The sequence below is a fragment of the Bizionia sediminis genome (assembly GCF_042684585.1).
Classification (GTDB): Bacteria; Bacteroidota; Bacteroidia; order Flavobacteriales; family Flavobacteriaceae; genus Algorimicrobium; species Algorimicrobium sediminis.
The window spans coordinates 14,191-35,499 of record NZ_JBHULS010000006.1 but is presented as its reverse complement, the minus strand read 5'-3'; the positions used below and the strand labels follow the sequence as shown (position 1 = coordinate 35,499).

At 36.3% G+C, this 21,309-nt stretch carries 17 protein-coding genes; 4 read left to right on the top strand and 13 right to left on the bottom strand.

The features are described from left to right. Positions 1-114: 114 nt before the first annotated feature. Both ACFSQP_RS11595 and ACFSQP_RS11590 read right to left on the bottom strand, forming a co-directional pair. Positions 115-1,869 (bottom strand): TonB-dependent receptor, encoded by a 1,755-nt coding sequence (locus ACFSQP_RS11595; RefSeq protein ID WP_376894673.1) that lies wholly within the window; start codon positions 1,867-1,869, stop codon positions 115-117. 57 nt (positions 1,870-1,926) lie between these two features. Beyond that, positions 1,927-4,956 carry a tetratricopeptide repeat protein gene (locus ACFSQP_RS11590; protein ID WP_376894670.1) on the bottom strand — a complete coding sequence of 1,010 codons (3,030 nt, stop codon included), beginning with the start codon at positions 4,954-4,956 and terminating at the stop codon, positions 1,927-1,929. 279 nt (positions 4,957-5,235) lie between these two features. Here ACFSQP_RS11590 and ACFSQP_RS11585 point away from each other — a divergent pair, with 279 nt between their 5' ends. Further along, positions 5,236-5,916 (top strand): cell division ATP-binding protein FtsE, encoded by a 681-nt coding sequence (locus ACFSQP_RS11585; RefSeq protein WP_376894667.1) that lies wholly within the window; start codon positions 5,236-5,238, stop codon positions 5,914-5,916. On the opposite strand, the gene ACFSQP_RS11580 is transcribed toward ACFSQP_RS11585, so the two are convergent. After that, positions 5,913-6,833 (bottom strand): hypothetical protein, encoded by a 921-nt coding sequence (locus ACFSQP_RS11580; RefSeq protein ID WP_376894665.1) that lies wholly within the window; start codon positions 6,831-6,833, stop codon positions 5,913-5,915. The genes ACFSQP_RS11585 and ACFSQP_RS11580 overlap by 4 nt on opposite strands. Then, complete coding sequence (locus ACFSQP_RS11575) at positions 6,833-8,116, bottom strand: MBOAT family O-acyltransferase (protein ID WP_376894662.1); 1,284 nt, start codon at positions 8,114-8,116, stop codon at positions 6,833-6,835. Before ACFSQP_RS11575 ends, ACFSQP_RS11580 begins: the two co-directional genes overlap by 1 nt. A 313-nt stretch (positions 8,117-8,429) precedes the next feature. On the opposite strand from ACFSQP_RS11575, the gene ACFSQP_RS11570 reads away from it, so the two are divergent. Together ACFSQP_RS11570 and ACFSQP_RS11565 are read left to right on the top strand one after the other, a co-directional pair. Next, positions 8,430-9,326 (top strand): glycosyltransferase family 2 protein, encoded by an 897-nt coding sequence (locus ACFSQP_RS11570; protein WP_376894659.1) that lies wholly within the window; start codon positions 8,430-8,432, stop codon positions 9,324-9,326. Between the two features lie 64 nt (positions 9,327-9,390). Further along, the gene (locus tag ACFSQP_RS11565; protein WP_376894656.1) at positions 9,391-10,338 is read left to right on the top strand and encodes a glycosyltransferase family 2 protein; all 948 of its coding nucleotides are present in this window, start codon (positions 9,391-9,393) and stop codon (positions 10,336-10,338) included. Here the strand turns inward: ACFSQP_RS11565 and ACFSQP_RS11560 are convergent. Together ACFSQP_RS11560 and ACFSQP_RS11555 are read right to left on the bottom strand one after the other, a co-directional pair. Next, complete coding sequence (locus ACFSQP_RS11560) at positions 10,321-10,731, bottom strand: sugar 3,4-ketoisomerase (protein WP_376894653.1); 411 nt, start codon at positions 10,729-10,731, stop codon at positions 10,321-10,323. The genes ACFSQP_RS11565 and ACFSQP_RS11560 overlap by 18 nt on opposite strands. Then, a complete protein-coding gene (locus tag ACFSQP_RS11555) occupies positions 10,728-11,831 on the bottom strand; it encodes a glycosyltransferase (RefSeq protein ID WP_376894650.1) in 1,104 nt (367 codons plus the stop codon). The genes ACFSQP_RS11560 and ACFSQP_RS11555 overlap by 4 nt, the downstream gene beginning before the upstream one ends. A 96-nt stretch (positions 11,832-11,927) precedes the next feature. On the opposite strand from ACFSQP_RS11555, the gene ACFSQP_RS11550 reads away from it, so the two are divergent. Beyond that, positions 11,928-13,064, top strand: a complete 1,137-nt coding sequence (locus ACFSQP_RS11550) for a glycosyltransferase (protein WP_376894647.1) — start codon at positions 11,928-11,930, stop codon at positions 13,062-13,064. A gap of 4 nt (positions 13,065-13,068) precedes the next feature. On the opposite strand, the gene ACFSQP_RS11545 is transcribed toward ACFSQP_RS11550, so the two are convergent. From ACFSQP_RS11545 to typA, 7 genes are all read right to left on the bottom strand, one after another. Beyond that, the gene (locus ACFSQP_RS11545; RefSeq protein WP_376894644.1) at positions 13,069-14,397 is read right to left on the bottom strand and encodes an O-antigen translocase; all 1,329 of its coding nucleotides are present in this window, start codon (positions 14,395-14,397) and stop codon (positions 13,069-13,071) included. Next, positions 14,394-15,497, bottom strand: a complete 1,104-nt coding sequence (locus tag ACFSQP_RS11540; RefSeq protein WP_376894642.1) for a DegT/DnrJ/EryC1/StrS family aminotransferase — start codon at positions 15,495-15,497, stop codon at positions 14,394-14,396. Before ACFSQP_RS11540 ends, ACFSQP_RS11545 begins: the two co-directional genes overlap by 4 nt. Further along, positions 15,494-16,474 carry a GNAT family N-acetyltransferase gene (locus ACFSQP_RS11535; protein ID WP_376894639.1) on the bottom strand — a complete coding sequence of 327 codons (981 nt, stop codon included), beginning with the start codon at positions 16,472-16,474 and terminating at the stop codon, positions 15,494-15,496. Before ACFSQP_RS11535 ends, ACFSQP_RS11540 begins: the two co-directional genes overlap by 4 nt. A gap of 14 nt (positions 16,475-16,488) precedes the next feature. Beyond that, entirely contained in the window at positions 16,489-17,796 is a 1,308-nt protein-coding gene (locus tag ACFSQP_RS11530; protein WP_376894637.1) for a hypothetical protein, read from the bottom strand. A 41-nt stretch (positions 17,797-17,837) separates the two neighbouring features. Beyond that, complete coding sequence (locus tag ACFSQP_RS11525; protein WP_376894634.1) at positions 17,838-18,770, bottom strand: glycosyltransferase; 933 nt, start codon at positions 18,768-18,770, stop codon at positions 17,838-17,840. 113 nt (positions 18,771-18,883) lie between these two features. Then, positions 18,884-19,153, bottom strand: a complete 270-nt coding sequence (locus ACFSQP_RS11520; protein WP_376894632.1) for a uroporphyrinogen decarboxylase — start codon at positions 19,151-19,153, stop codon at positions 18,884-18,886. A 35-nt stretch (positions 19,154-19,188) separates the two neighbouring features. Then, entirely contained in the window at positions 19,189-20,988 is a 1,800-nt protein-coding gene (typA, locus tag ACFSQP_RS11515; RefSeq protein WP_376894629.1) for a translational GTPase TypA, read from the bottom strand. Positions 20,989-21,309: the final 321 nt, after the last annotated feature.

Genomic DNA, 21,309 nt, shown 5'->3' with positions numbered 1-21,309 from the left:
TTCGGTAATAAACTTAAAACAAAACACTTTGTAAACAAAATAGCTTTTAAGAAAAATAAAAAAAGTGCCCCATTTGGAGCACTTTTATGTTACATAGCTAATTTCAGGTTTTTATTAAAAGTCGAATTTATACGAAGCTCCCACCAAGGCTTGAAACGTTTGCACAGGGTAATTTAGCCAACGATGGTAACTTTGATTTGCCAAATTATTCACTTTTGCATACACATCCAACCTGTTATTTACGCGGTAGCCTACATGCGCATTTGCATCCAAGAAACCATCCAGTGTTATTGGCAAGGGATTATTTGTAAATATTGGATTTGCGGGGTTATTGGCAAAAGCAAATCCGGAAACAGCCTGACGTTCGCCTTCAAAAAACAAATTAGCACCTGCAAACCATTTGTTTGTTATTTGATAATCCAGCATTAATGACGCTTTCATATTGGGTAAATTCCAAGCCTCTGCTTCCGCATCGGTATTGTAAATAAAATAATTGGCTGTAAGCGCTAAAGTAAAATCCTGATTAAGGTCTACCTGCAACTTGCCGCCCACGGATAAGGTAGTAATTTTATCGTAAACAAGGCCGTATGAATTTCCATATTGATAGGCTTCGGTACGCGTAAAATCGTAAGGAATTAAATTATTTTTAAACAACTGCTTGTTCTTCTCGCTTCTATAAGATGCTTTTACATCGTAGCCCATATTGCTTGAAATTTTTCCTTTTAAACCAACATAAGCGTCATATTGTTTATTGGTGGGCAGTATTAAGAGTGTTGGCGACACGAACGGATTTTCTTGCGACACGCTGTAATACGTATTTTGAGTTAACCCGCCTTCAATACCACCATAAACCAGCAGCAGCTCGTCCACAAGGCGGTAGGATGCTGCAATATTAGGGTATATATACACATTGCTTTCGCTTGCTTCCGTATCGTTTAAATACACAACAGAGACGCCTAGATTGACGCTTAAATCTTCTTGAACTAATTGGTAGCTAGGTGCCAAGCCAATATTAAAGTTACCGTAATTAATGGCTTCCGAATTAAAATAATTTCTATCAAAACTTCCGCCAAGATAATCGATGGTTAATTGGGTATTAATGTCGTAGTCCTTTATGGTGACATCGGAAATTAGTTTGGCTTTAAAATGATTTTCTGCAGAACCATAATCGTCGCCAAAGTATTGAAAATGTGCTTCGCCTTTACTTAAATAAGCATCCTCCAACTGAACACTACCTCCCAGATTAGCCCCGTAAAACGTATGGCCTGCATCGACACCTTTGGCATCTGTTTCGTTAAAATATGGCTGCTGCATCCCGTGCCAATTATACACTTGGTGTAAGCCGCCCAAATTAAGATCCCATTTTAAATTTCGGTTTATTTGTTCGTAATTGGCTTGTAGTTTGGTGTTGTAAAAAGCATCGTCTAGCAACAAATTATTTATACCCCCTTGAGCTGACTGATGTTGTAAATACCCTCCAATATTTTCGGTTCTACTAATGGCGTGATTTAAATACAAATCGGCTAAAACACTGGTATAACTCCCAAAAGCCAAATTAGCATAATTATCGAATAATTTAGGCGCTTTTTGTTTGTCTAAAACCGCCGCCTTTCCTTTTGCCGGTGTAAAAGTAGAGGCAACTGGAATTGAAAAAATAGTATAATCTACTGCTTTTTTTGCTGTGGTAACACCATCGTCCAGTACGGGTGTTTCTTTCACTTTAAACGCATCGGAAATAGTAGGTGTATACGGTTTTACCACATTAATTACATTGGTATTTAAGGTATCATTTTCCCGTTCTTGTGCCCAGGAAAACAAGGTTGAAAAAAGGCATAAACCGGTAAAGCTAAAATATATGTGCTTGCGCATAAACGTGTTTTTAAATTGCAAAAATTGAAACAAATTTTTCATTGGGTTGAATAACTTTTAGTTACCATTGGGTGTTATTTCTTGCACAGAGGCATTAGTTTTAGCCTGCTCTGTTTTTATGTCTGTTAGAATTTGTTGTGCTTCGGCAACCACATCGGTATAACTGGTAAAATTTTCAATAACACTTTCTAATATATAGGTGGCCTGAAAGGCATCGTTTAAGGCGTGGTAATTTTTGGCCATTAACACCAAACCTTTAGCACTGTAATATTTATACCCCGAAAAATCTTTAGCCAGTTTTTGAACCGACTCATTAGACGCTTCAAAATTGCCAGATTTATTTTCGAAGTAAGCCTTGTAGTAAAACGCTTCTGCAGCTGTTTCGCCCGTGGCTGTTTTTTCTACTTGAGCATAGGCTGTTTTGGCTTTACTTTCGTTGCCAGTTTTCATGGCCGAGCGTGCCATAATAACATAGGCGTCGCTTATAATTTTGTTGTCAATTTTATCTTGTTTTAAAACCTGTTCGGCATACGCTACAGCTTGTTTGTAGGCCTCTAATTGATAATGCGCTTTCATTAAATTTGATTGCGCATAAACCACATTTTGAGGAAACCGCGATTCGGATTCTAAGCGCTTTAAAATTGGAATAGCTTTGGACCAATTTTTTTGTTCTAAATAAATTTGCCCAGATCGCGCTAAGGCTACCTCTGTAAATTCGCTAGGTGTGGCATTTGTTACAGCCTCGTAATGTGGTAACGCATTGTCTTTTAAGTCTTCCTTAAAATACAATTGTGCCAAATAAAAATGCGCTTGCAGATTATAAATTCCTTTTGGAAACTGATTTAAATACCCATTAAACTGCTTAATGGCATCGGTTGTTTTATTGTCTAAATATTTCTTTTCTGCAGACTCGTAGGTAGCTTTATCTAAATCGGTATCCGAAACAGTAATATAATCCAAGGTATTCACCCAAGCTGCATAACTATCTACGCGACCTAGATCGATGTAAATTAAGCGCACCGTGGACACCGCTTGGTTTGCTTCTGGGGTATTTGGAAATGCGCTTGCCACCTGTTTAAACACCTTTAAAGCGTCTTCATTTTTTCCTGCATTGTAGTAAATTAGGCCTTTTCGCAACATGGCTTTAGAAACAAACGTGCTCATTGGGTACGTACTTGTTAATTGGCTATATAAAGCAATTGCCGAATCGGTTTTATTTACCTTAACATAGGTATTAGCTAGTTCGTACATGGCATCATCGCGCAGGGTAGAATTTGGATAATTGGCAATAAACTGCTCCAAACCTGTTATTTTTTGGTTGGTGTTTCCTTGGTAACCTTGGCTTAATGTTTTTTGAAAAAAGGCATAATCGGCATCTACTTTGTTCAATTTAAGCGCTTTGTTGTAGGCATCGGCAGCTGCGCTGTAGTTACTAGATACAAAATGAGCATCGCCTACGCGCAAATAAGTATCGTTTAAGCGAATAGGATCTATATTGGATTGCTGCAAATAACTATTAAAAAACTCGCTAGATTTGGTATAGTTTTTTAATTTAAAGTAGGTGTATGCCAAGTGATAATCGCTGTTTTTAAATTCTGGTGTTGCTGGGGCATTTTCAAATTGCTTAAACTGTTTAAAACCAATCAAGGCCTTGTTATAATTGGCTAAATTATAGTCGGTTTCTGCTTTCCAAAATGTAGCCCGCGCTGTGTAAACGTCGTTAATTGCTTCGTTTACTGCCTTGCTAAACATACTGGCTGCTTCCTGAAACTTGGTTTCGTTATACAGTTCCAAGCCTCTGTAAAAGGCTACTTTTTGAAAGGCTTCTTTATGGGCAAAACTGCGTTTACCATCTAACAAACGCAAGGCTTCTTGGTAGTTTTTAGAGGTAATGTAGGAATCTATTAAAAGGGTTTCAATATCTGCCGTAAAACCCGAGTTTGGGTAGCGTTCCAAGTAGTTGGTAAGCACTTGTGGTACGGATTGGTATGGATTACCAATTTCATAACTTATTTTTGCATAGTTAAGCCAGGCATCTTCTTGTATTTTTAAATCATAATCCATTTGCGAGGCATTTCTAAAAGCATTCAAAGCTTCCTGTTTTTTATTGAGGTTAATATAACTTTCCCCCAGATGATAATAGGCATTTTGTGCCACAGCGTTATTACCATCAATTATTTTATTAAACTCCGAAATGGCTTTTTCGTAATCGGACTGCTTATAATAAGCATAACCCAACTGATAAAAATCGGTATTGTTCCATTTACCATTTTTACCCTTGTAAGCGGTTAAAAAGGGTATGGCCTCGGCGTATTTTTGTTGGTTAAAATAGCTTTCGCCAATAATTTTATTAAGTTCGGAAATTTCGGCTGCTGTGCTTTTAGGCAATTGCGCTTTTGCCAATTTTATAGCTTCATTAAAATTACCTAGTTTAAAGTTTAAATCTGCTTGGTAATACGACAACTTTTCTTGATAGCCCGCTTTTTCGCTTACCTGATCAAAATAGGTACTTGCCTCGTTATAATCGTCGGTTTCGTAGGCCATAAAACCAATATAATACTTGGCTTGAGAACCGTAGGTTTCAGAATTTTCTACCCGCGACAAATAATTTCTGGCCGTTTTATAATCTTTGGTCGCAAAAGCCACATAACCTTTGTTAAAACTGAACCGATCGCGCTGACTTCTGGATAAATCATTTTCGTTAACACGCTCGTACCATTTTTTTGCGTTTGGGTAGTCGCCATTTGCAAAATAATAGTCGGCTACATCGGAAAAGGCCGAATTCCGCTTGGTACTTGTAGGATGGTTTTCAACAAAATCCATAACCAATTTATCGGCATTTCTCTGATTTAACCGAATGGCACAATTGGCAATATAATAATCGTAATCCGCCACGAAATCAGTTGTTTGCGCTTCTTTTTTCAAGTCTTTAAACAACATTTGCGCCGCCTGATACTGGTTACTATTATACAAATCAACCGCCTTTTGGTAATCCATTAAGCTGTTGGTATAAACTTGAGACTGTTGGGCATTAGTGCTTACAAAAAAACCTAAAACACCAAGGAAAAGAACCACTTTTTTAAACATGAAACCGTTTTTTAATTTAAAATCAAAGATAAATTAATATGTATTTTATAACGTTAGAATTATGTTATAATTATAAACAGAGTTATTAAATTGAATACCCCCTATATGCATAACGCTGTTTTTTTTTGAAGGGATAAGCACCTACTCGTAAAAAAGAAAGCAACAGTAACAAATGCGTAAAAGCTTTAAAACTATTTCTTAATTCTACTTTCCCTTTTTGGCTTTATTTGCTTACTTTGTCCTGCGGTAAAAAAGCAATTTAATTTAGTCTATACATTTATGCAACACATCCTTCACTTAAAAGATGCTTCTATTTTTCAGGGCGATAATTTAATTTTATCCGATGTAAATGTTGAAATTAACAAAGGTGATTTTGTTTATTTAATAGGAAAAACAGGCACAGGAAAAAGTAGTTTTATGAAAACACTTTACGGCGATTTACCGCTAACAAAAGGGGAAGGCAGCATTGTGGACTTTAACTTACGTGGCCTAAAGGAGAAGGATATTCCGTTTTTACGCCGCAAATTAGGTATTGTTTTTCAGGATTTTAAACTACTTACAGACAGGACTGTAAACGACAATTTACTGTTTGTTTTAAAAGCTACAGGTTGGAAGGTGAAAAAAGATATGGAAACCCGAATTTCTGAAGTTTTGGATAAAGTGGGCATGAAAACAAAAGGGTTTAAATTCCCGCACGAACTCTCGGGCGGCGAGCAACAGCGTGTTGCCATTGCGCGAGCGCTTTTAAACAATCCAGAACTAATACTAGCAGACGAACCTACTGGAAATTTGGACCCGCAAACCAGTGTTGAAGTTATGGAGGTTTTGCGCGAAATAAACAAAAACGGCAATACTATTTTAATGGCAACACACGATTATGCTTTGCTTTTAAAGTACCCGAGTAAGACATTAAAATGCGACGACAACCAAATATACGAAGTTGTGCAGCGCAAAGCTTAAGGCTTATTTATAACCGCATTTAATATGTTACTACATAAAGCGGCTCCGGCTTGGTTTAAATGATCGGCATCGTGAAAATGCACTCTTTTAAAACGCCTATCTCCTAAAAAATTGATTGCGGTTACATGGCTGTAGTTATTTGCCAATTGTTGCGTTGCTTCTGTAATGGCTGTAACCTCGTTCTGATTTAGTTTCTGCAAATAAGGTAAACTAACAGGCATATTAACCAAAATAACCGCTATATTTTTTTCTTGACAGCTTTTTATAAGGGTTTCTAAACGAGCTATATTTTTTGAAATATCGGCGGTGCCATCGTCATGCTTTTTGGCAATTATAGTTGCTAACCTTTCCAAATCGGCTGCGCTTATGGCTTTTTTATACGTATTTCCCCAACCGGTACTATCGGCCCCTACAAGCGTTTTATTTTTTAAGAAAGCTTGCATATAACCAACCGTTTTACCAAACTTTTGTGTGAGCGCTAAACTGTATTTTTTTACATCGTACGGTTTAATAAGCGGCACATTTAAATGCATGTAACGCGCATAAAAATATTTGCGCCAAATATCTTCTTGGGTATTATCCTCCTGACTTAAATTGGAGTACTCCGCAGCCAGTATAACCGTTTTTAAATTAGGCATATCCGCAACATAGGCTTCAAAGAGTAACGTATCGAAATACAATGTCTGACTAACATTTGCTAAATTAAACGTATGCGAATTGAAGTAATTTGGGTTTACACCATAAAACGTGTGCGAATCGCCAAACACAAGCGTTTCAATAGCCGCTTTATTTTGGGTTATCATGGCATGCTTGAAGGCATAATTATTGGGCACAAACCGATAAAAGCCTTCCACAATTAAGAAACCCAAAAAGATGGGTATTAAAAACCAAATAATATGTTTTATAAAGCGCGCCATTAAAATTGAAAATAAATAAACGGTTGAGCATCTGCAGCAAAATACAAAATACAAAATACCAACAGGTAATAAATAAAAATACGCAGTGGTTTATAGGGTATACACGGCATAATTAGTAAATGCTTTTTGTCGCGTTGCACCCACTCTACACACATATAACCAAGTAGCACCAATAAAAACCCTTTGGAAACTGCCGGCATAGTAAATAAGGACCTGTTTGCTATACCCTGTAAGTACAACAAGGCATGTGTAACCGTTTCTGCCCTAAAAAAAACCCAAGCTAATGTAACAATTAAAAATGTGCCCGCTATGCTAAAAGCTGTTGTTAAAGTAGGAAACACCCGCCCTAAATTAGCTACATGGTTATAATTGGTTTGCCTGTTAAAAAGTATGGGTAATATTATAAAAACAGCATGGATAAAACCCCAAATTACAAAAGTCCAATTAGCACCATGCCACAAACCACTTAACAAAAACACAATGAAGAGATTTCTTATTACCTGTGTTTTTGAACCCCTGTTGCCACCTAAAGGAATGTACACATAGTCCCTAAACCACGTGGATAATGAAATGTGCCAACGACTCCAAAACTCTCGTAAATTTCTAGACAAATAAGGCAGATTAAAGTTTTTCATTAAATCAAATCCCAGTAATTTTGCTGTTCCAATTGCAATATCCGAATACCCGGAAAAATCGCCATAAATTTGAAATGCAAAAAAAACAGCGCCCATAAGTAACGTGCTTCCACTGTGGTTTTGGTAGTTACTAAAAATCTCGTTTACTACAAGTGCGCAGTTATCGGCAATTACCATTTTTTTAAACAGGCCAATTACTATCAGTTTTAAACCCGTCGTGGCTTTATGATATTTAAAAGTTCGGCTATTTAAAAATTGGGGCAACAAATTGCTTGCGCGCTCTATAGGACCAGCTACCAGTTGTGGAAAAAAACTAACAAACGCAAAAAAAGCCAAACCGTTATTGGTTGGCTCTATTTTTTTTAGGTAAACATCTATGGTATAACTTAAAGTTTGAAAGGTGTAAAAGCTAATACCAACTGGCAATAAAATTTGAAGCGTTGCCGGTTCCAGTGTTTTTCCAAACAAAACAAATACCTGTTGAAAATTTTCAATAAAAAAATTATAGTATTTAAAAAACCCAAGCGTTCCAAGATTAACCAACAAACTTACCAGTAAAGCGGCTTTTCGGTGTGATTGGCGTGTTTCATTTTTTAAAAATTTACCAACTGTAAAATCTACTGCCGAACTAAAAAATATGAGCCCCAAAAAACGCCAATCCCAACAAGCATAAAAAAAATAACTACAAAGAATTAAAAACCCATTTTGACTCCAAACAGATTTGTTAAAAACAAACCAATAAAGCAGAAAGACAATCGGAAAAAAAACAGCAAAATCTACAGTGTTAAATAGCATAAAACCTTACTTGAAACAAATAATATACCCCCTATGGCCAAGACGTATAAATTATACATGTGCTAATATATACTTTTTCCAAGCATTACATCAAGTTATAAATAGCTAGGTATAACAAAAGTGTTTAATTATTTATTAGCTTTGGCAAACCGAATGTAATGCGCTCATGCTTTCAATTTTAATTCCTACATACAATTATAATGTGTATCCGTTGGTGCTAACATTGGTTACACAAGCCCAAAAAAGCGCCATTACTTTTGAAATTATTTGTATAGATGACGGCTCCAATGGCAGTGAAATAGCGAGTAATGAAGCAATAAACACAATAGAAAACTGCAGCTTTATTGCCCGAACCACAAATACTGGCAGAACGAAAACCAGACAAGAACTAGCCGAAAAAGCCACCTACCAATGGCTCCTATTTCTAGATGCCGATGTCATGCCCAAACAGGCCAATTTTTTAGAAAACTACATAGCCTTGCTACAGGAAAATCAACCTGTTATATTTGGTGGTATAGCTTACCATAAAAATCAGTTTAGGCCAGAAAATGCGCTTCGTTTTAAATTTGGTAGTAAACGCGAAGTAGTTCCTGCGGCTATTAGGCAACAGTCCGAATATCGCGTAACCTGTTCGGCCAATTTTGTTATTAAAAAAAACTTATTTTTAAAAACTAACCAGTACAATTTAGCGCATAGGTATGGTATGGACTATGTTTTTGGTAATACCTTAAAAGCGCACAACATTGCCGTAAAACATACCAACAATGAAGTTTATCATTTAGGCATTGATGCCAACAAGGATTTTTTAGAGAAAACCAAACAAAGTCTCCAAACTTTAAACATCCTAAACCCAGATGACGACCAACAAACACCCATACGCCTCTTAAAATATTATTTATTCCTTAAACAGTTGTATTTGCATACATTATTTGGAAAAATAATGCTATTAATGGAGCCCACTATTACCAAATATCTTACAAAAAATAAGGCTCCTAATTTGTTTGTTTTCGATTTATATAGATTGGGTTATTTTTGTAGAATACGAAGCTTGCAAACCGAATAAATAACCTAAAACAAGTGTAACAAAGCCCTATATTTAAGTTGAAATACCGTTTAAACAAAACCACATGCATCCTATTTTTTCCATTGTCATTCCACTTTATAACAAGGCCAACTTTATAGCCAACACCTTGCAGCATGTGCTAAACCAAAGCGAGCCTAATTTTGAAGTTATTGTGGTTAACGATGGCTCTACAGACGCTAGTTTGACTGTGGTTGAAGGTATTTCGGATTCCAGAATTTCCATTTATAGCACAGAAAATCAAGGCGTTTCTGCTGCGCGCAATTTTGGTATTCAGAAGGCAAAAACAGACTATATAGTTTTTCTTGATGCAGACGATTTTTGGTACCCCAATCATTTAGAAAATTTAAAAACACTCCTAAACGCATTTCCTAATTGTGGTTTATACGCTAGCGCTTATGCCAAAAAACAGCACGGCAAACTTTACCATTCGGTTTACAATACCATACCACAAAACAAAGTGTGGCAAGGCATTGTTGCGGATTACTTTAAAGCTAGCACGGTAAACAATTTGGCTTGGACCTCGGCTACCATGGTACCAAAAAAAATACTTGATGCTCTGGGCGGGTTTAACGAAGCTATTACTTTTGGCGCTGGAGAAGACACCGATTTGTGGTTGCGAATAGCCTTAAAACATCCCGTTGCTTTTAGTAACCGTGTTACGGCCATACATAATTTACAAGCCGAAAACCGCATTTCGCATACCAGAACAAATTTACGCCGCTTTATAAATTTCGATCAATACGAAACCGCTGCAAAACAAAGGCCGTCATTAAAAACATATCTAGACATTAACAGGTTTGCCATAGGTATTCAGCACCGTATAAATGGACAAGAAGCAGAAGCTTTATCTTATTTTAATAAAATTTCGGTTTCTAGTTTAAACAAAAAACAACGTTTTTTAATGCGACAAAATAAATCTGTTTTAGTAGCTTCCAAAAAACTACAACATGTATTGCAGCAATGGGGCATTTATTTAAGACCGTTTAAATAACTGAAAACGTTCATAATTGCGAATATAGTCGCTTTCATCATAATCTTCCGAAGCTAATACCAAGCAAACCGAACCCGAGGAAAAATTACCAATTTCGCGCCAAATGCCCGGTACAATAAGCAAGCCTTTATCTGGTTTGTTTAGTGTAATTTTAGTTTCGGTTTCGCCATCTTTTAAGTGCACTTCAAAACTACCACTTAAAGCCACCAAAACCTGGTATAATTTTTTGTGCGCATGGCCGCCCCGATGTGCAGAACTAGGTACATCGTATAAATAATACACCCGTTTTATGGCAAAAGGAATAACATCTTTTTCAATAAAAGCCAAATTTCCACGTGGATCTTGAACTTTAGGAATATCTATAATTTTTAAGTTGTGTAACCTACTTGTCATGCTATTTTATTTAGTAAATGTTCCCATTCATGGGCTATTTGCGCCATAGCAAAGGGTGCCACGCTTTTTGGGGCATTGGTTTTACAGGTGGTGTATAAAACCTCATCAAATATAAAACTATTCATGGCATTTGCTAATGCCTCAACGTTATAATTTGGCACCAGCAATCCGTTAAATTTATTGCGAATAATTTCATCAGGACCCGTTTTACAATTTACTGAAATAACTGGGGTACCTAAACAAAGAGACTCCGGAATAACCAAAGGAAAGCCTTCGTAATGACTAGTTAACACCGTAAATTTAGCTTCTTTTACATACGGATAAGGGTTGGCCGTTTGCGGCAAAAATAGCACCATATCTTGCAAATCTAAATTTGCTACATAGCTTTTAAGCCTTGCCTGGTCCGGACCGCTTCCTAACAAAACTAACTTCACATTATTTTTAGGTAGTTTAGAGGCCTGATAGGCGTCTATAAGCAAAGTCAAGTTTTTAGAAGCTAAATCCAATCGGCCATAAAAAAGAATATAAACCGTTTTTAATAAAGGATTATTTAGTGGTAGTTGGGCCATGCGCTGGATGTCTTCAAAATTAAAGGCATTGTAAATTGTTTGTATACTTTTTAGTTGATATTCGGATTTAAAATACCTAGTAATACCCGCGGAAACACCTACCATTACTTCGTTTTTATACAACAACCTACTCAACCAATCCTGTTTTGGAAACATGATTGTTTTCTGATAGGAATGAATAACATACACCGTAGGAACCTGATACAAGAATTTAGTTATAAGGAACTCTCGGTAACCTTGCACGCGCGATCGGTGATCGATGATAACATCAAAATTTTCGCTTTTAAGGTATTTCCGAAGCATAAATAGTCGTGCCAACCTGTTTGTAACCGAATTGGTTTCTGTTTTGTAGTTACCTAAATTAAATAAGGTGCCAGAATAGTTATAAAGCACCTCGTTAAATACTGTAACAATATGTACGTTGTATCCTAATTTGGCTAAAAGCGTGGATTGTAAAGCCGCGGCATGCTGTGCCCCTCCTTTTCCTAAAGAAGATACAACTAAACAAATCTTTTTATTGTTACTTTGCACTATTCAATATTTAGAAACCAAATATAGTAAACGAATTCCTGTTAACTAAATTTAGTTAAACCCAGCAAACTTTGTTTACACCCGTATATTTTTGAAATGAAGATATTATTAATTGGCGAATACAGCAGACTACACAACTCCCTTAAAGAAGGGTTAGAAAGCTTGGGGATACAAGTTACCCTTGCCGGTTTTCGCGACGATTTTAAGAATTATCCGGTAGATATAGTATTTAAAGAGCGCTACAATACCGGTTTGCCTCTTTTTTTTAAAAAAAGCATTTATAAACTAACAGGTATTGATGTAACCTCCAGAAATATTGAAAAACAATTTAATCAAAAAAAAAAGCTGCTTACAGGTTTTGATTGTGTGCAATTAATAAACGAAAACCCTTTTAATACGGTACCAAAAACCGAAAAACGCTTGCTTGAATATATTTTTTCGCATAACAAAAAAGTATTTTTACTATCCTGTGGTACAGACTATATTAGCGTTAAATATGCCTTTAACAAACAATTTAGATACTCTATTTACACACCTTACGAAGCCGGAAAAATATCGAAATCGGTGTTTTGGCATGTTTTAAAATGGCAAACACCGCCACTAAAAACCTTACATAAATTCGTTTTTAAAAATATAGCAGGTGTTATTGCATCGGATTTGGATTACCACATACCACTACAAAACCACAAACAGTATTTAGGCATGATTCCTAACCCGATAAATGTGGATAAACTACCTTTTCAAAACACAGCTGTAACGGACAAAATTGTCATTTTTCACGGCATCAATTCGCGTAATTTTTACAAAAAAGGCAACGATATTTTTAAAGAAGCCTTGGCGATTATTAAAAGTAAATACGCGCAGCATGTGGACATTATAGAAGTTGAAAATTTACCGTACAGCCAATACATAGAATCGTACAATCGGGCACATATTATATTAGATCAGGTGTATGCTTACGACCAAGGCTACAATGCTTTGGAGGCCATGGCCAAGGGTAAAGTTGTTTTTACTGGTGCCGAAACCGAATGGCTAACTCACTACCATTTAGCCCCCAATACAATAGCCATAAATGCGTTACCTAATGCCACACACATAGCCGATAAAATAGAATGGTTAATTGAAAACCCAGAGCAACTACAAATTATTGGTAAAAATGCGCGTGCCTTTATAGAAAAAGAGCATCATTATACGCGTATAGCAAAACGCTACTTGCAACACTGGCAAGATTAAATTATTATGAAACGTTTTGGTTATTGCTGTCGTCAAATTCATCTTCCGAAATAACGCCAAACAACGACGAACTAAACAACATTAAAATAACGCCATAGTAAAGTACATAAGTGGCAAAATGAGCTATGTTGGCGCCTTCAACACCGTAAATATCTATAAAATAAATACTTGTAAAGTATAAAATAATTACAGAAAATGCTTCGGTTATCATATAATGCCAGAACATTTTTTTAGCTAGAAACTGATAGGCTATTACAATAGAGAGTACTTTTACAAAATCGCCTAAAAGCTGCCACAAAAACAAATTGGCCACTGGCGTAAACTCCTCCGAGAACAAGATAAGCACAATGGTATTACGAAATACATAAATGCCAATTAAGCCAACAGCAAAAATGGGCATAACAGATTTATAAAAATTAAAAACTTCGGCACGGAATTCCGATTTAGTATCTATTTCAGAAAAGCGAGGCAAAATATAAAGTGTTAATAACGAGGTTACAAACATTAAATAGTATTTGGAAATCCGATTCATAGCCTCCCAAAAACCTGCCTCCTTTAAACCAACAGAGTCCGTAATATAATTACGAATAGCTATAGCCACCAGCGGTAATAAAAAGGCTGAAAATATGGCCATAATTGAAAACGAACTTAATTTTTTTAAGTATTTAAAACTTATGCGGTTAACCTTAATTAGAGGCACCAAGCTACGCCGGTTGGCAATAGCCACCAAGCTGAAAAAAAACAAAAGCGATTCTGATATAACCACCGAAATTAAAGCGCCATCCAAACGTTCTTTGTAAATAAGAAGTAAGGTAATGGACAAGCCAAAAATCTGTCCGATTATATTTATAATAATAAGTGTTTTATACTTTGAAAAACCATTTAAAATACTAAAAATAAACATGTTTAAGGCATAAAACGGTAGCGCTATGGCCATAATCCGAATTACATAAGCATAATCGTTATAAAATGAAAACACATAATCGTTTAGTAATTGGGCGTTGTAATAAGAAAAAAACGACACGGCAATAGTAGCAACAAACCCCAAGTAGAAAACCGTAGAAATTGTTTTACTTAACTCAATGGTATTGTCTTTAAATTCGGCCACATACTTTACTGCTCCTGTGTAAAGGCCTAAAATGGAAGCCGCTTGTATGGAACTTAAAAAATTGCGCAAATTACCTATTAGCGCCATACCTTCGGCACCAACAAATAAGGCGATGGCTTTGGAGGTTAAAAAACCTGAAATAATTTTAACCAACATAGCCACCGAATTTAAGGAAGCTACTTTAAACAATACATTGTTGTTTATGTATTTAAGTAAGCGTTTCATTTATAATTATTTACAAGGCTAATAACTTTAGTAACTTCTGCTTGGGTTAAAACAGGACTTATTGGCAAACTTACCACCTGTGTATGCAACATTTCGGTAATAGGCAAGTGTACATGGGCGTAGCTTTTTAAAGCATCCTGTTTATGTGGTGCTATGGGATAATGAATTCCGGTTTCTACACCATTTTCTTGCAAATAATTTATAAACTCGGCTCTATTTTCAACACGCAACACAAACAAATGAAATACATGATTGGCTGTATTATTGTAATAGGGCAAGACTATTTTTGAATTCTTTATTTCGGATAGGTAGCGCATTGCTATTTGCCGCCTTATAGCATTATCGGCATCTAAATCTGCTAATTTTATATTTAAAAATGCCGCTTGCAACGCATCTAAACGGTTATTAACGCCTAATAACCTGTTTACATATTTTTTATCAGAACCATAGTTTCTTAATGTTCGTATGGTTTGTGCCACAGCCATATTGTTGGTTGTAACAGCACCCGCATCGCCCAAAGCTCCTAAATTTTTACCCGGATAAAAACTAAAGGCAGCTGCATGCCCTAAATTTCCGGCCCTGTTACCTAAACTATTGGTTGCACCATGCGCTTGGGCCGCATCTTCTATTATTAATAAATTATTTTTGTGAGCCAGCGTATTAATGGATTGCATAGGAGCCAATTGCCCGTACAAATGTACTACCAAAATGGCTTTAGTTTTAGGAGACAGGTGTTTTTCAATTTCGGCAGCCGATAGGTTATAGGTCTTAATATCTGGCTCCACAAAAACTGGCTTTAAATTAGCGTGAATAATTGCTAAAACACTGGCTATATACGTATTTGCAGGCACAATAACCTCATCCTCTGGCTCCAACTTACCTAATGTTATATAGGCTTTTAAAATAAGTATTAAGGCATCTAAACCATTGCTTACCCCTATAGCATGTTTTGATCCGCAATAAGCAGCAAAATCATTTTCAAAATCCGAAACTTCATTTCCCAAAATATACTGACCTTGCCGTAAAAATTCTTGAAATTTACGTTGAAAGGCCGCTTCATAACGGGCATTGACAGCTGAAAGATCTAAAAACTTTATCATAACATGACGTTAGTTAAATGGTTGTAATTGGCTGTGGGAATGCTATAAAAATCTTGAGCAATAGCCCGAGCGCCAAAACCTTCCTTCCAGTAAACCAAACCTGCATTTACCTGTTTACCTTTATTTTCATTGGAAATACCAAAATCGAAATATGGTTTGTTTTTAAACGTTTCTGTTATTAACACGTGATGCAAAAAGTCCAAGCTCCCTAATTTATTTTTATCCGTTGTTGCCGAAATATACTGCGAATGTGCCACGCGATTTGAAATAAAAACAGTAGTTCCTGCCACCAGTTTTTCATTAAAGTAAACATTAAATTGTTTTATATTATCTGGAAATCGGTTGTGTAACAGGGTAATTTCTTCTGCAGAATGCACGGGCTTTACGCCGTACTTTTGTTGTAAATTGGGCACCAAAATGGTTTGCCAGAAATCGGTAAAATTGTTGTCGTTTTTAATAACTAAATGGTGTTTTAGCGCGCGCTTAACACCATCCTTTCTGTCCTTGGAAAAGGGTAAGTTTTCCGACAAACTGATTACAGACAACATATCGCGTCGAACCAATTTTGCTTGAAGCAAAAACATGATATAATCTTGTTCCTGATTAGGCCCTTTTGCGTAAATACTAGGTAGTAATTTTAATTCCAGTTGCTCAAACCCTTCTGTATAAAAAAACTGAAGAACCTTCTGAAAGATCTGCAACACCGTTTGAAACTTTAATTTAGCACTGTAAATTAATCCACCGTAGGTTAAACCTAGGTGACTAAACACCGTGGTTCCTATTTTATTTGCAGGTAATATAGCCACTAGTTTATCCTGTTTAAACACCAACACAGAAGCGTCCTCAAACCTGTCTTGGTGGTATTCCATAAAATCCCGATGAAACAAAAACGTAGCATTTTTGGCATTGGCAATAAAATTATTCCACTGCTGGTAACATGAGGCGTTATAGTATTGTACCGAATAAGCTGATAGCATAGATTTTTGCAAAACTAAAGTTTAAATTTATGTACCAGTGGCTTTAAAAACCACCAATTTTTATTCTTAAAATATAATATTACACAAATAATAATTAAAAATTCAAAAGGGAAGCTAAATCGGTTGTTTGTTCCGTAGGTTAGCAATGCCTGTAGTACAGATGCTATAAATATAACTGACATACTAATAAAACCCCAATTTATAGTTTTATTTCTTATAGCCTGTATAACAAACAGTGGCACCAGCAACAAAAACACTATTCTGAATGAGTACAAAATTACTTTTTGCATGGTCCAAATGGCTGTAAAAAATGTATTGGCGTGTTTAAAATTAAAATCGTTGTAATTCCAATACAGCGTAGGTTTCCAAAAATCTGCCCATGAATAAAAAAGCACCTGTTCCAAATACGCCAGCGGGTTTTTGGCTATGGTATCTTTGGCATAGGCTAATAAGGCCTGACTAAATTCAGAAAACTCCAAATTATACGCTTGGTAAGCGCCGTTGTCGTAAGCATACCAAATAGACATGGCAATATTTTTGTTGGCAGCTATGGCTTCGTTTCTGTACGCAACATAAGGTTCATAAAGCCATTTATAATTATCGAATGTATTTTCGGCAAAACGCACCACATTTTGAGACAAATAAACCCCCATTAATGTGGTAGACGAAAAATTACCATGGTGTTTTTTAATAACTGCAGACCAAGCTAAATAGGTTAATACTGGAAACATAAGCACTACCGAGCGTTTTATTAAGCCTTTCCAGTTTTTGGGTTCTTTTAAAAACCAAAAGCCATATAGTAAAAATGGTATGAACAGATAAAATGGCTTGGTTAAAATTAAATAGGCAAAAACCAGCGCTAATAACAGGTAAAAAGTCAGACTTTTACGACCGCTGGTAATTAGATAAAAAACTAATGAAAGTAGAAACAGAACCAAAGATTCCATGAGAATGGCCGTTTCAAAGAAGTAAACATTTATAAAGGACTGCAAAAATAGTGTGATTATAAAGCTTTGTTTTCTGGAGAATGTTACATTCAACAAAAGTAAATACCACAAAACAGCCGTTATTATTCCTAATAAAAATTGGCAGGCTACTGCCACGTGTAAATTTCCAGAACTTAAAGCCAATAGTAACGCGTAGCCGGGCGTACGCATGCCGTCGTAATTTCCATAGGACAGTGCCATAATGCGTTCTGCCAAATCTATATAACCCGAGCTATCTGGGTAAATAGTTACATGTGTGTAAAAACCAAAAAAAATAATGAGTCGCACCAATAAACCAAAAACTGAAATGAAAATAATATTATTATCTTTTAGCATGGTGTTTAGCTCGTTTTTTTAAAGTTTTTGGTGCAATAAACTTACCATTTTTTTATGATAGGTACTGGTGTAAACTGAATTACTTTTTTCTTAAGCGGTTGTTTACTTAATATGTTTAGTTGAAGTGAGCCTAGCACAAAAACCCCAATACTAATTAACAGCGAGTTAAATAGTGTGGCCATAAGCGTACTGCTCCACCCAGGCACCGCCACATGAATAGCGTATTTTTTATACAGAATAAAGCCGGTAAGCACAAGAATTCCCAATATTAAAACCATGGACAGTTTTATAAACACAAACAGTAAACTTTGTGCGTTTTCCACGAAAGAGTTTACGGCATGGTAAAATAAATTTTTAAAACCCATTTTAGAAGTTCCAGCAATACGCTGGGCCCGATCCCATTTTATTTTTGTTTTTACACATGCCTGATTATCCAGAAAAGCAGCTAAATGCACAAAGGACCCTTGCGCCGCAATGGTTACCAACTTTGGACTTAACATGCAGAAATTACCAAAATTTAAGCGCTTACCAATTACCAACTTAAAAAGCCCTTGATACAAGCGGTAAAAAAATTTAAAACGCCAATTTTCGTTGCGTTTACCGCGTACTACTTGAACCAAGTCCATTTGGGTGTGCTGTAATAATGCTGGAATGGCTTCGGGATTATCCTCGCCATCGGCATCCATAATTATAACATGATGAAACGTTTGTGTTTGTGCGTAAAGTAAGCCTTGCTGAATAGCCTGTTGATGCCCCATATTAAACGCTAAGGGCAGCAGCGTTATGTTTATATTCTTGTTATGAACGCTTAAGGCTTGTATGTGTTGGTTGGTATCGTCCAGCGAGCCATCGTTTATATAAACCAGTTCAAACAAAAAAGGCTGTGTTTCCAGAATTTCCAATAGCCTATTATGAAGCAGGACTATGCCCGAGCTTTCGTTATAACAAGGTAACAGGATTGCTACTTTTTTCATTATTTAAGAAACACTATTAGTAATTTCAGAATTTAAGCCGCGCCTATTTATGGTAATTTTTTAGATCGCTTTTTACACTGTACTTAACTCCTGTGGTGTAAATATAGTAAAGTCTATACTTTCTTACTAAGCAAATAATAACAATTTATGCACGCAATTGCGCCATTGGAAATAATAATAGGCCATGCTGTTTGCAGCATAAAGCCATAAATTACAAACAAAATACAACCAATGGTATTAATGATACGCAAATTTTTAACATCTTTCATCGTGAAAGAAATAAGCAACCCAGCCATGGCTAGGTAGCCCACCCATTCGGTAAGCGGAATTCCAGATAACACGTCCATACTAAATAAAGATAAAAAAGAGGCATTCGTTTTCACAAATCCCTCTAATAGTTTTTAAAATAAGAATGTAATTAGATTGCTTTGTTTCGCTTTCTCTCTACTTCCGTTAATAATATTTTTCGTAGGCGAATATGATTTGGTGTTACCTCTACATACTCATCTTTTTGAATATACTCTAGCGCTTCTTCCAATGAAAATTTAATAGCTGGAACTATTTTCGCCTTATCGTCTGCACCAGAGCTTCTAACGTTACTTAATTTTTTAGTTTTGGTTACGTTTACAACCATATCGTCGCCACGCGAGTTTTCACCAATTACTTGACCTTCGTAAATATCTTCACCTGGATCTATAAAAAACTTACCACGTTCTTGCAACTTATCAATAGAATACGGAATGGCTTGTCCTTTTTCCATGGAAACCAAAGACCCATTTTGACGCTCTGGAATACCGCCTTTTAGGGGCTGATACTCTTTAAAACGGTGTGCCATAATAGCCTCGCCGGCGGTGGCCGTTAATAATTGATTTCGCAAACCAATAATACCTCGCGATGGTACCACAAACTGACACACCATACGGTCGCCTTTAGCTTCCATACTAGTCATTTCGCCTTTACGCATGGTTACCATTTCTATGGCTTTTCCAGACACGTGTTCTGGCAAATCGATAGTCATTTCTTCAACCGGTTCGCATTTTACACCATCAATTTCTTTAATAATAACCTGTGGTTGTCCAATTTGTAACTCGTAACCTTCTCTGCGCATGGTTTCAATTAAAACCGATAGGTGCAAAACACCTCTACCAAACACCATAAACTTATCGGCGCTATCGGTTTCTTCAACCCGCAATGCCAAGTTTTTTTCAAGTTCTTTGTATAAGCGGTCTTTAATATGGCGTGAGGTAACAAATTTACCATCTTTACCAAAAAATGGCGAATCGTTAATGGTAAAAAGCATGCTCATGGTTGGTTCGTCTATGGCAATTGTTTTTAAACCTTCCGGGTTTTCGGCATCCGCTACGGTATCGCCAATTTCAAAACCTTCCAGCCCCACAATGGCACAAATATCGCCAGGAGCTACGGACTCCACTTTTTTACGTCCAACACCCTCAAAGGTGTGTAATTCTTTAATTTTATTTTTAACAATGGAACCATCGCGTTTAACCAACGAAATTTGCTGACCAACATGAAGTTCGCCACGAGTTAAACGACCAATAGCTATACGCCCAGTGAAGGATGAAAAATCTAACGACGTAATAAGCATTTGGGTGTTTCCTTCCGGAATTTTAGGCGAAGGAATATGTTCTACCACCATATCCAATAGCGGTTCTATATTTTCAGTTTGGTTTTTCCAGTCGGTGCTCATCCAATTATTTTTGGCTGATCCGTACACTGCCGGAAAATCTAGTTGCCACTCCTCTGCGCCCAATTCAAACATTAAATCGAATACTTTTTCGTGAACTTCGTCTGGGGTGCAGTTTTCTTTATCTACTTTATTAATTACCACACAAGGTTTTAAACCTAAATCGATGGCTTTTTGCAATACAAAACGGGTTTGTGGCATAGGCCCTTCAAAGGCATCTACAAGCAAACAAACGCCATCTGCCATATTTAAAACACGTTCCACTTCGCCACCAAAATCGGCGTGACCAGGCGTATCTATAATATTAATTTTTGTGCCTTTGTATATAACCGAAACGTTTTTAGATGTAATGGTTATACCCCGTTCGCGTTCCAAATCGTTATTATCCAGAATTAAATCGCCTGTGTTTTCATTTTCACGAAACAGCTGACAGTGAAACATAATTTTGTCGACCAAAGTTGTTTTACCATGATCAACGTGAGCAATGATTGCAATATTTTTAATTTGAGCCATATATTGTGCCTTATTTTGAGCGGGCAAATGTACATTAAATTATTTAGGTATTAAAGACCTGACCTAATTAATGTTAATGAGCTCGTAATATTGCAGTTAGAAGTCATATTTTGTAGGAAAATACTTCAAAACAAATCAATTCCTGCGTCCGTTCTTCGTAAAAATATATAGTTTTTACCTTGTAGCTAATTAGCATTTAAACCTAACTTTAAACCAACCTTTCGTTACAAGTTATCCAAATTTAAAATAGTTTACGTGAGGTTGAGAAGCAAAAATTTAGGTTTTAAGTATTTTTATTACGCATAATTTAATTTGCAGAAT

Coding starts and splice junctions, on each gene's coding strand:
- ACFSQP_RS11595 (WP_376894673.1), bottom strand. CDS start 1,869: ATGCGCAAGCACATATATTTTAGCTTTACCGGTTTATGCCTTTTTTCA.
- ACFSQP_RS11590 (WP_376894670.1), bottom strand. CDS start 4,956: ATGTTTAAAAAAGTGGTTCTTTTCCTTGGTGTTTTAGGTTTTTTTGTA.
- ACFSQP_RS11585 (WP_376894667.1), top strand. CDS start 5,236: ATGCAACACATCCTTCACTTAAAAGATGCTTCTATTTTTCAGGGCGAT.
- ACFSQP_RS11580 (WP_376894665.1), bottom strand. CDS start 6,833: ATGGCGCGCTTTATAAAACATATTATTTGGTTTTTAATACCCATCTTT.
- ACFSQP_RS11570 (WP_376894659.1), top strand. CDS start 8,430: ATGCTTTCAATTTTAATTCCTACATACAATTATAATGTGTATCCGTTG.
- ACFSQP_RS11565 (WP_376894656.1), top strand. CDS start 9,391: ATGCATCCTATTTTTTCCATTGTCATTCCACTTTATAACAAGGCCAAC.
- ACFSQP_RS11560 (WP_376894653.1), bottom strand. CDS start 10,731: ATGACAAGTAGGTTACACAACTTAAAAATTATAGATATTCCTAAAGTT.
- ACFSQP_RS11550 (WP_376894647.1), top strand. CDS start 11,928: ATGAAGATATTATTAATTGGCGAATACAGCAGACTACACAACTCCCTT.
- ACFSQP_RS11545 (WP_376894644.1), bottom strand. CDS start 14,397: ATGAAACGCTTACTTAAATACATAAACAACAATGTATTGTTTAAAGTA.
- ACFSQP_RS11540 (WP_376894642.1), bottom strand. CDS start 15,497: ATGATAAAGTTTTTAGATCTTTCAGCTGTCAATGCCCGTTATGAAGCG.
- ACFSQP_RS11535 (WP_376894639.1), bottom strand. CDS start 16,474: ATGCTATCAGCTTATTCGGTACAATACTATAACGCCTCATGTTACCAG.
- ACFSQP_RS11530 (WP_376894637.1), bottom strand. CDS start 17,796: ATGCTAAAAGATAATAATATTATTTTCATTTCAGTTTTTGGTTTATTG.
- ACFSQP_RS11525 (WP_376894634.1), bottom strand. CDS start 18,770: ATGAAAAAAGTAGCAATCCTGTTACCTTGTTATAACGAAAGCTCGGGC.
- typA (WP_376894629.1), bottom strand. CDS start 20,988: ATGGCTCAAATTAAAAATATTGCAATCATTGCTCACGTTGATCATGGT.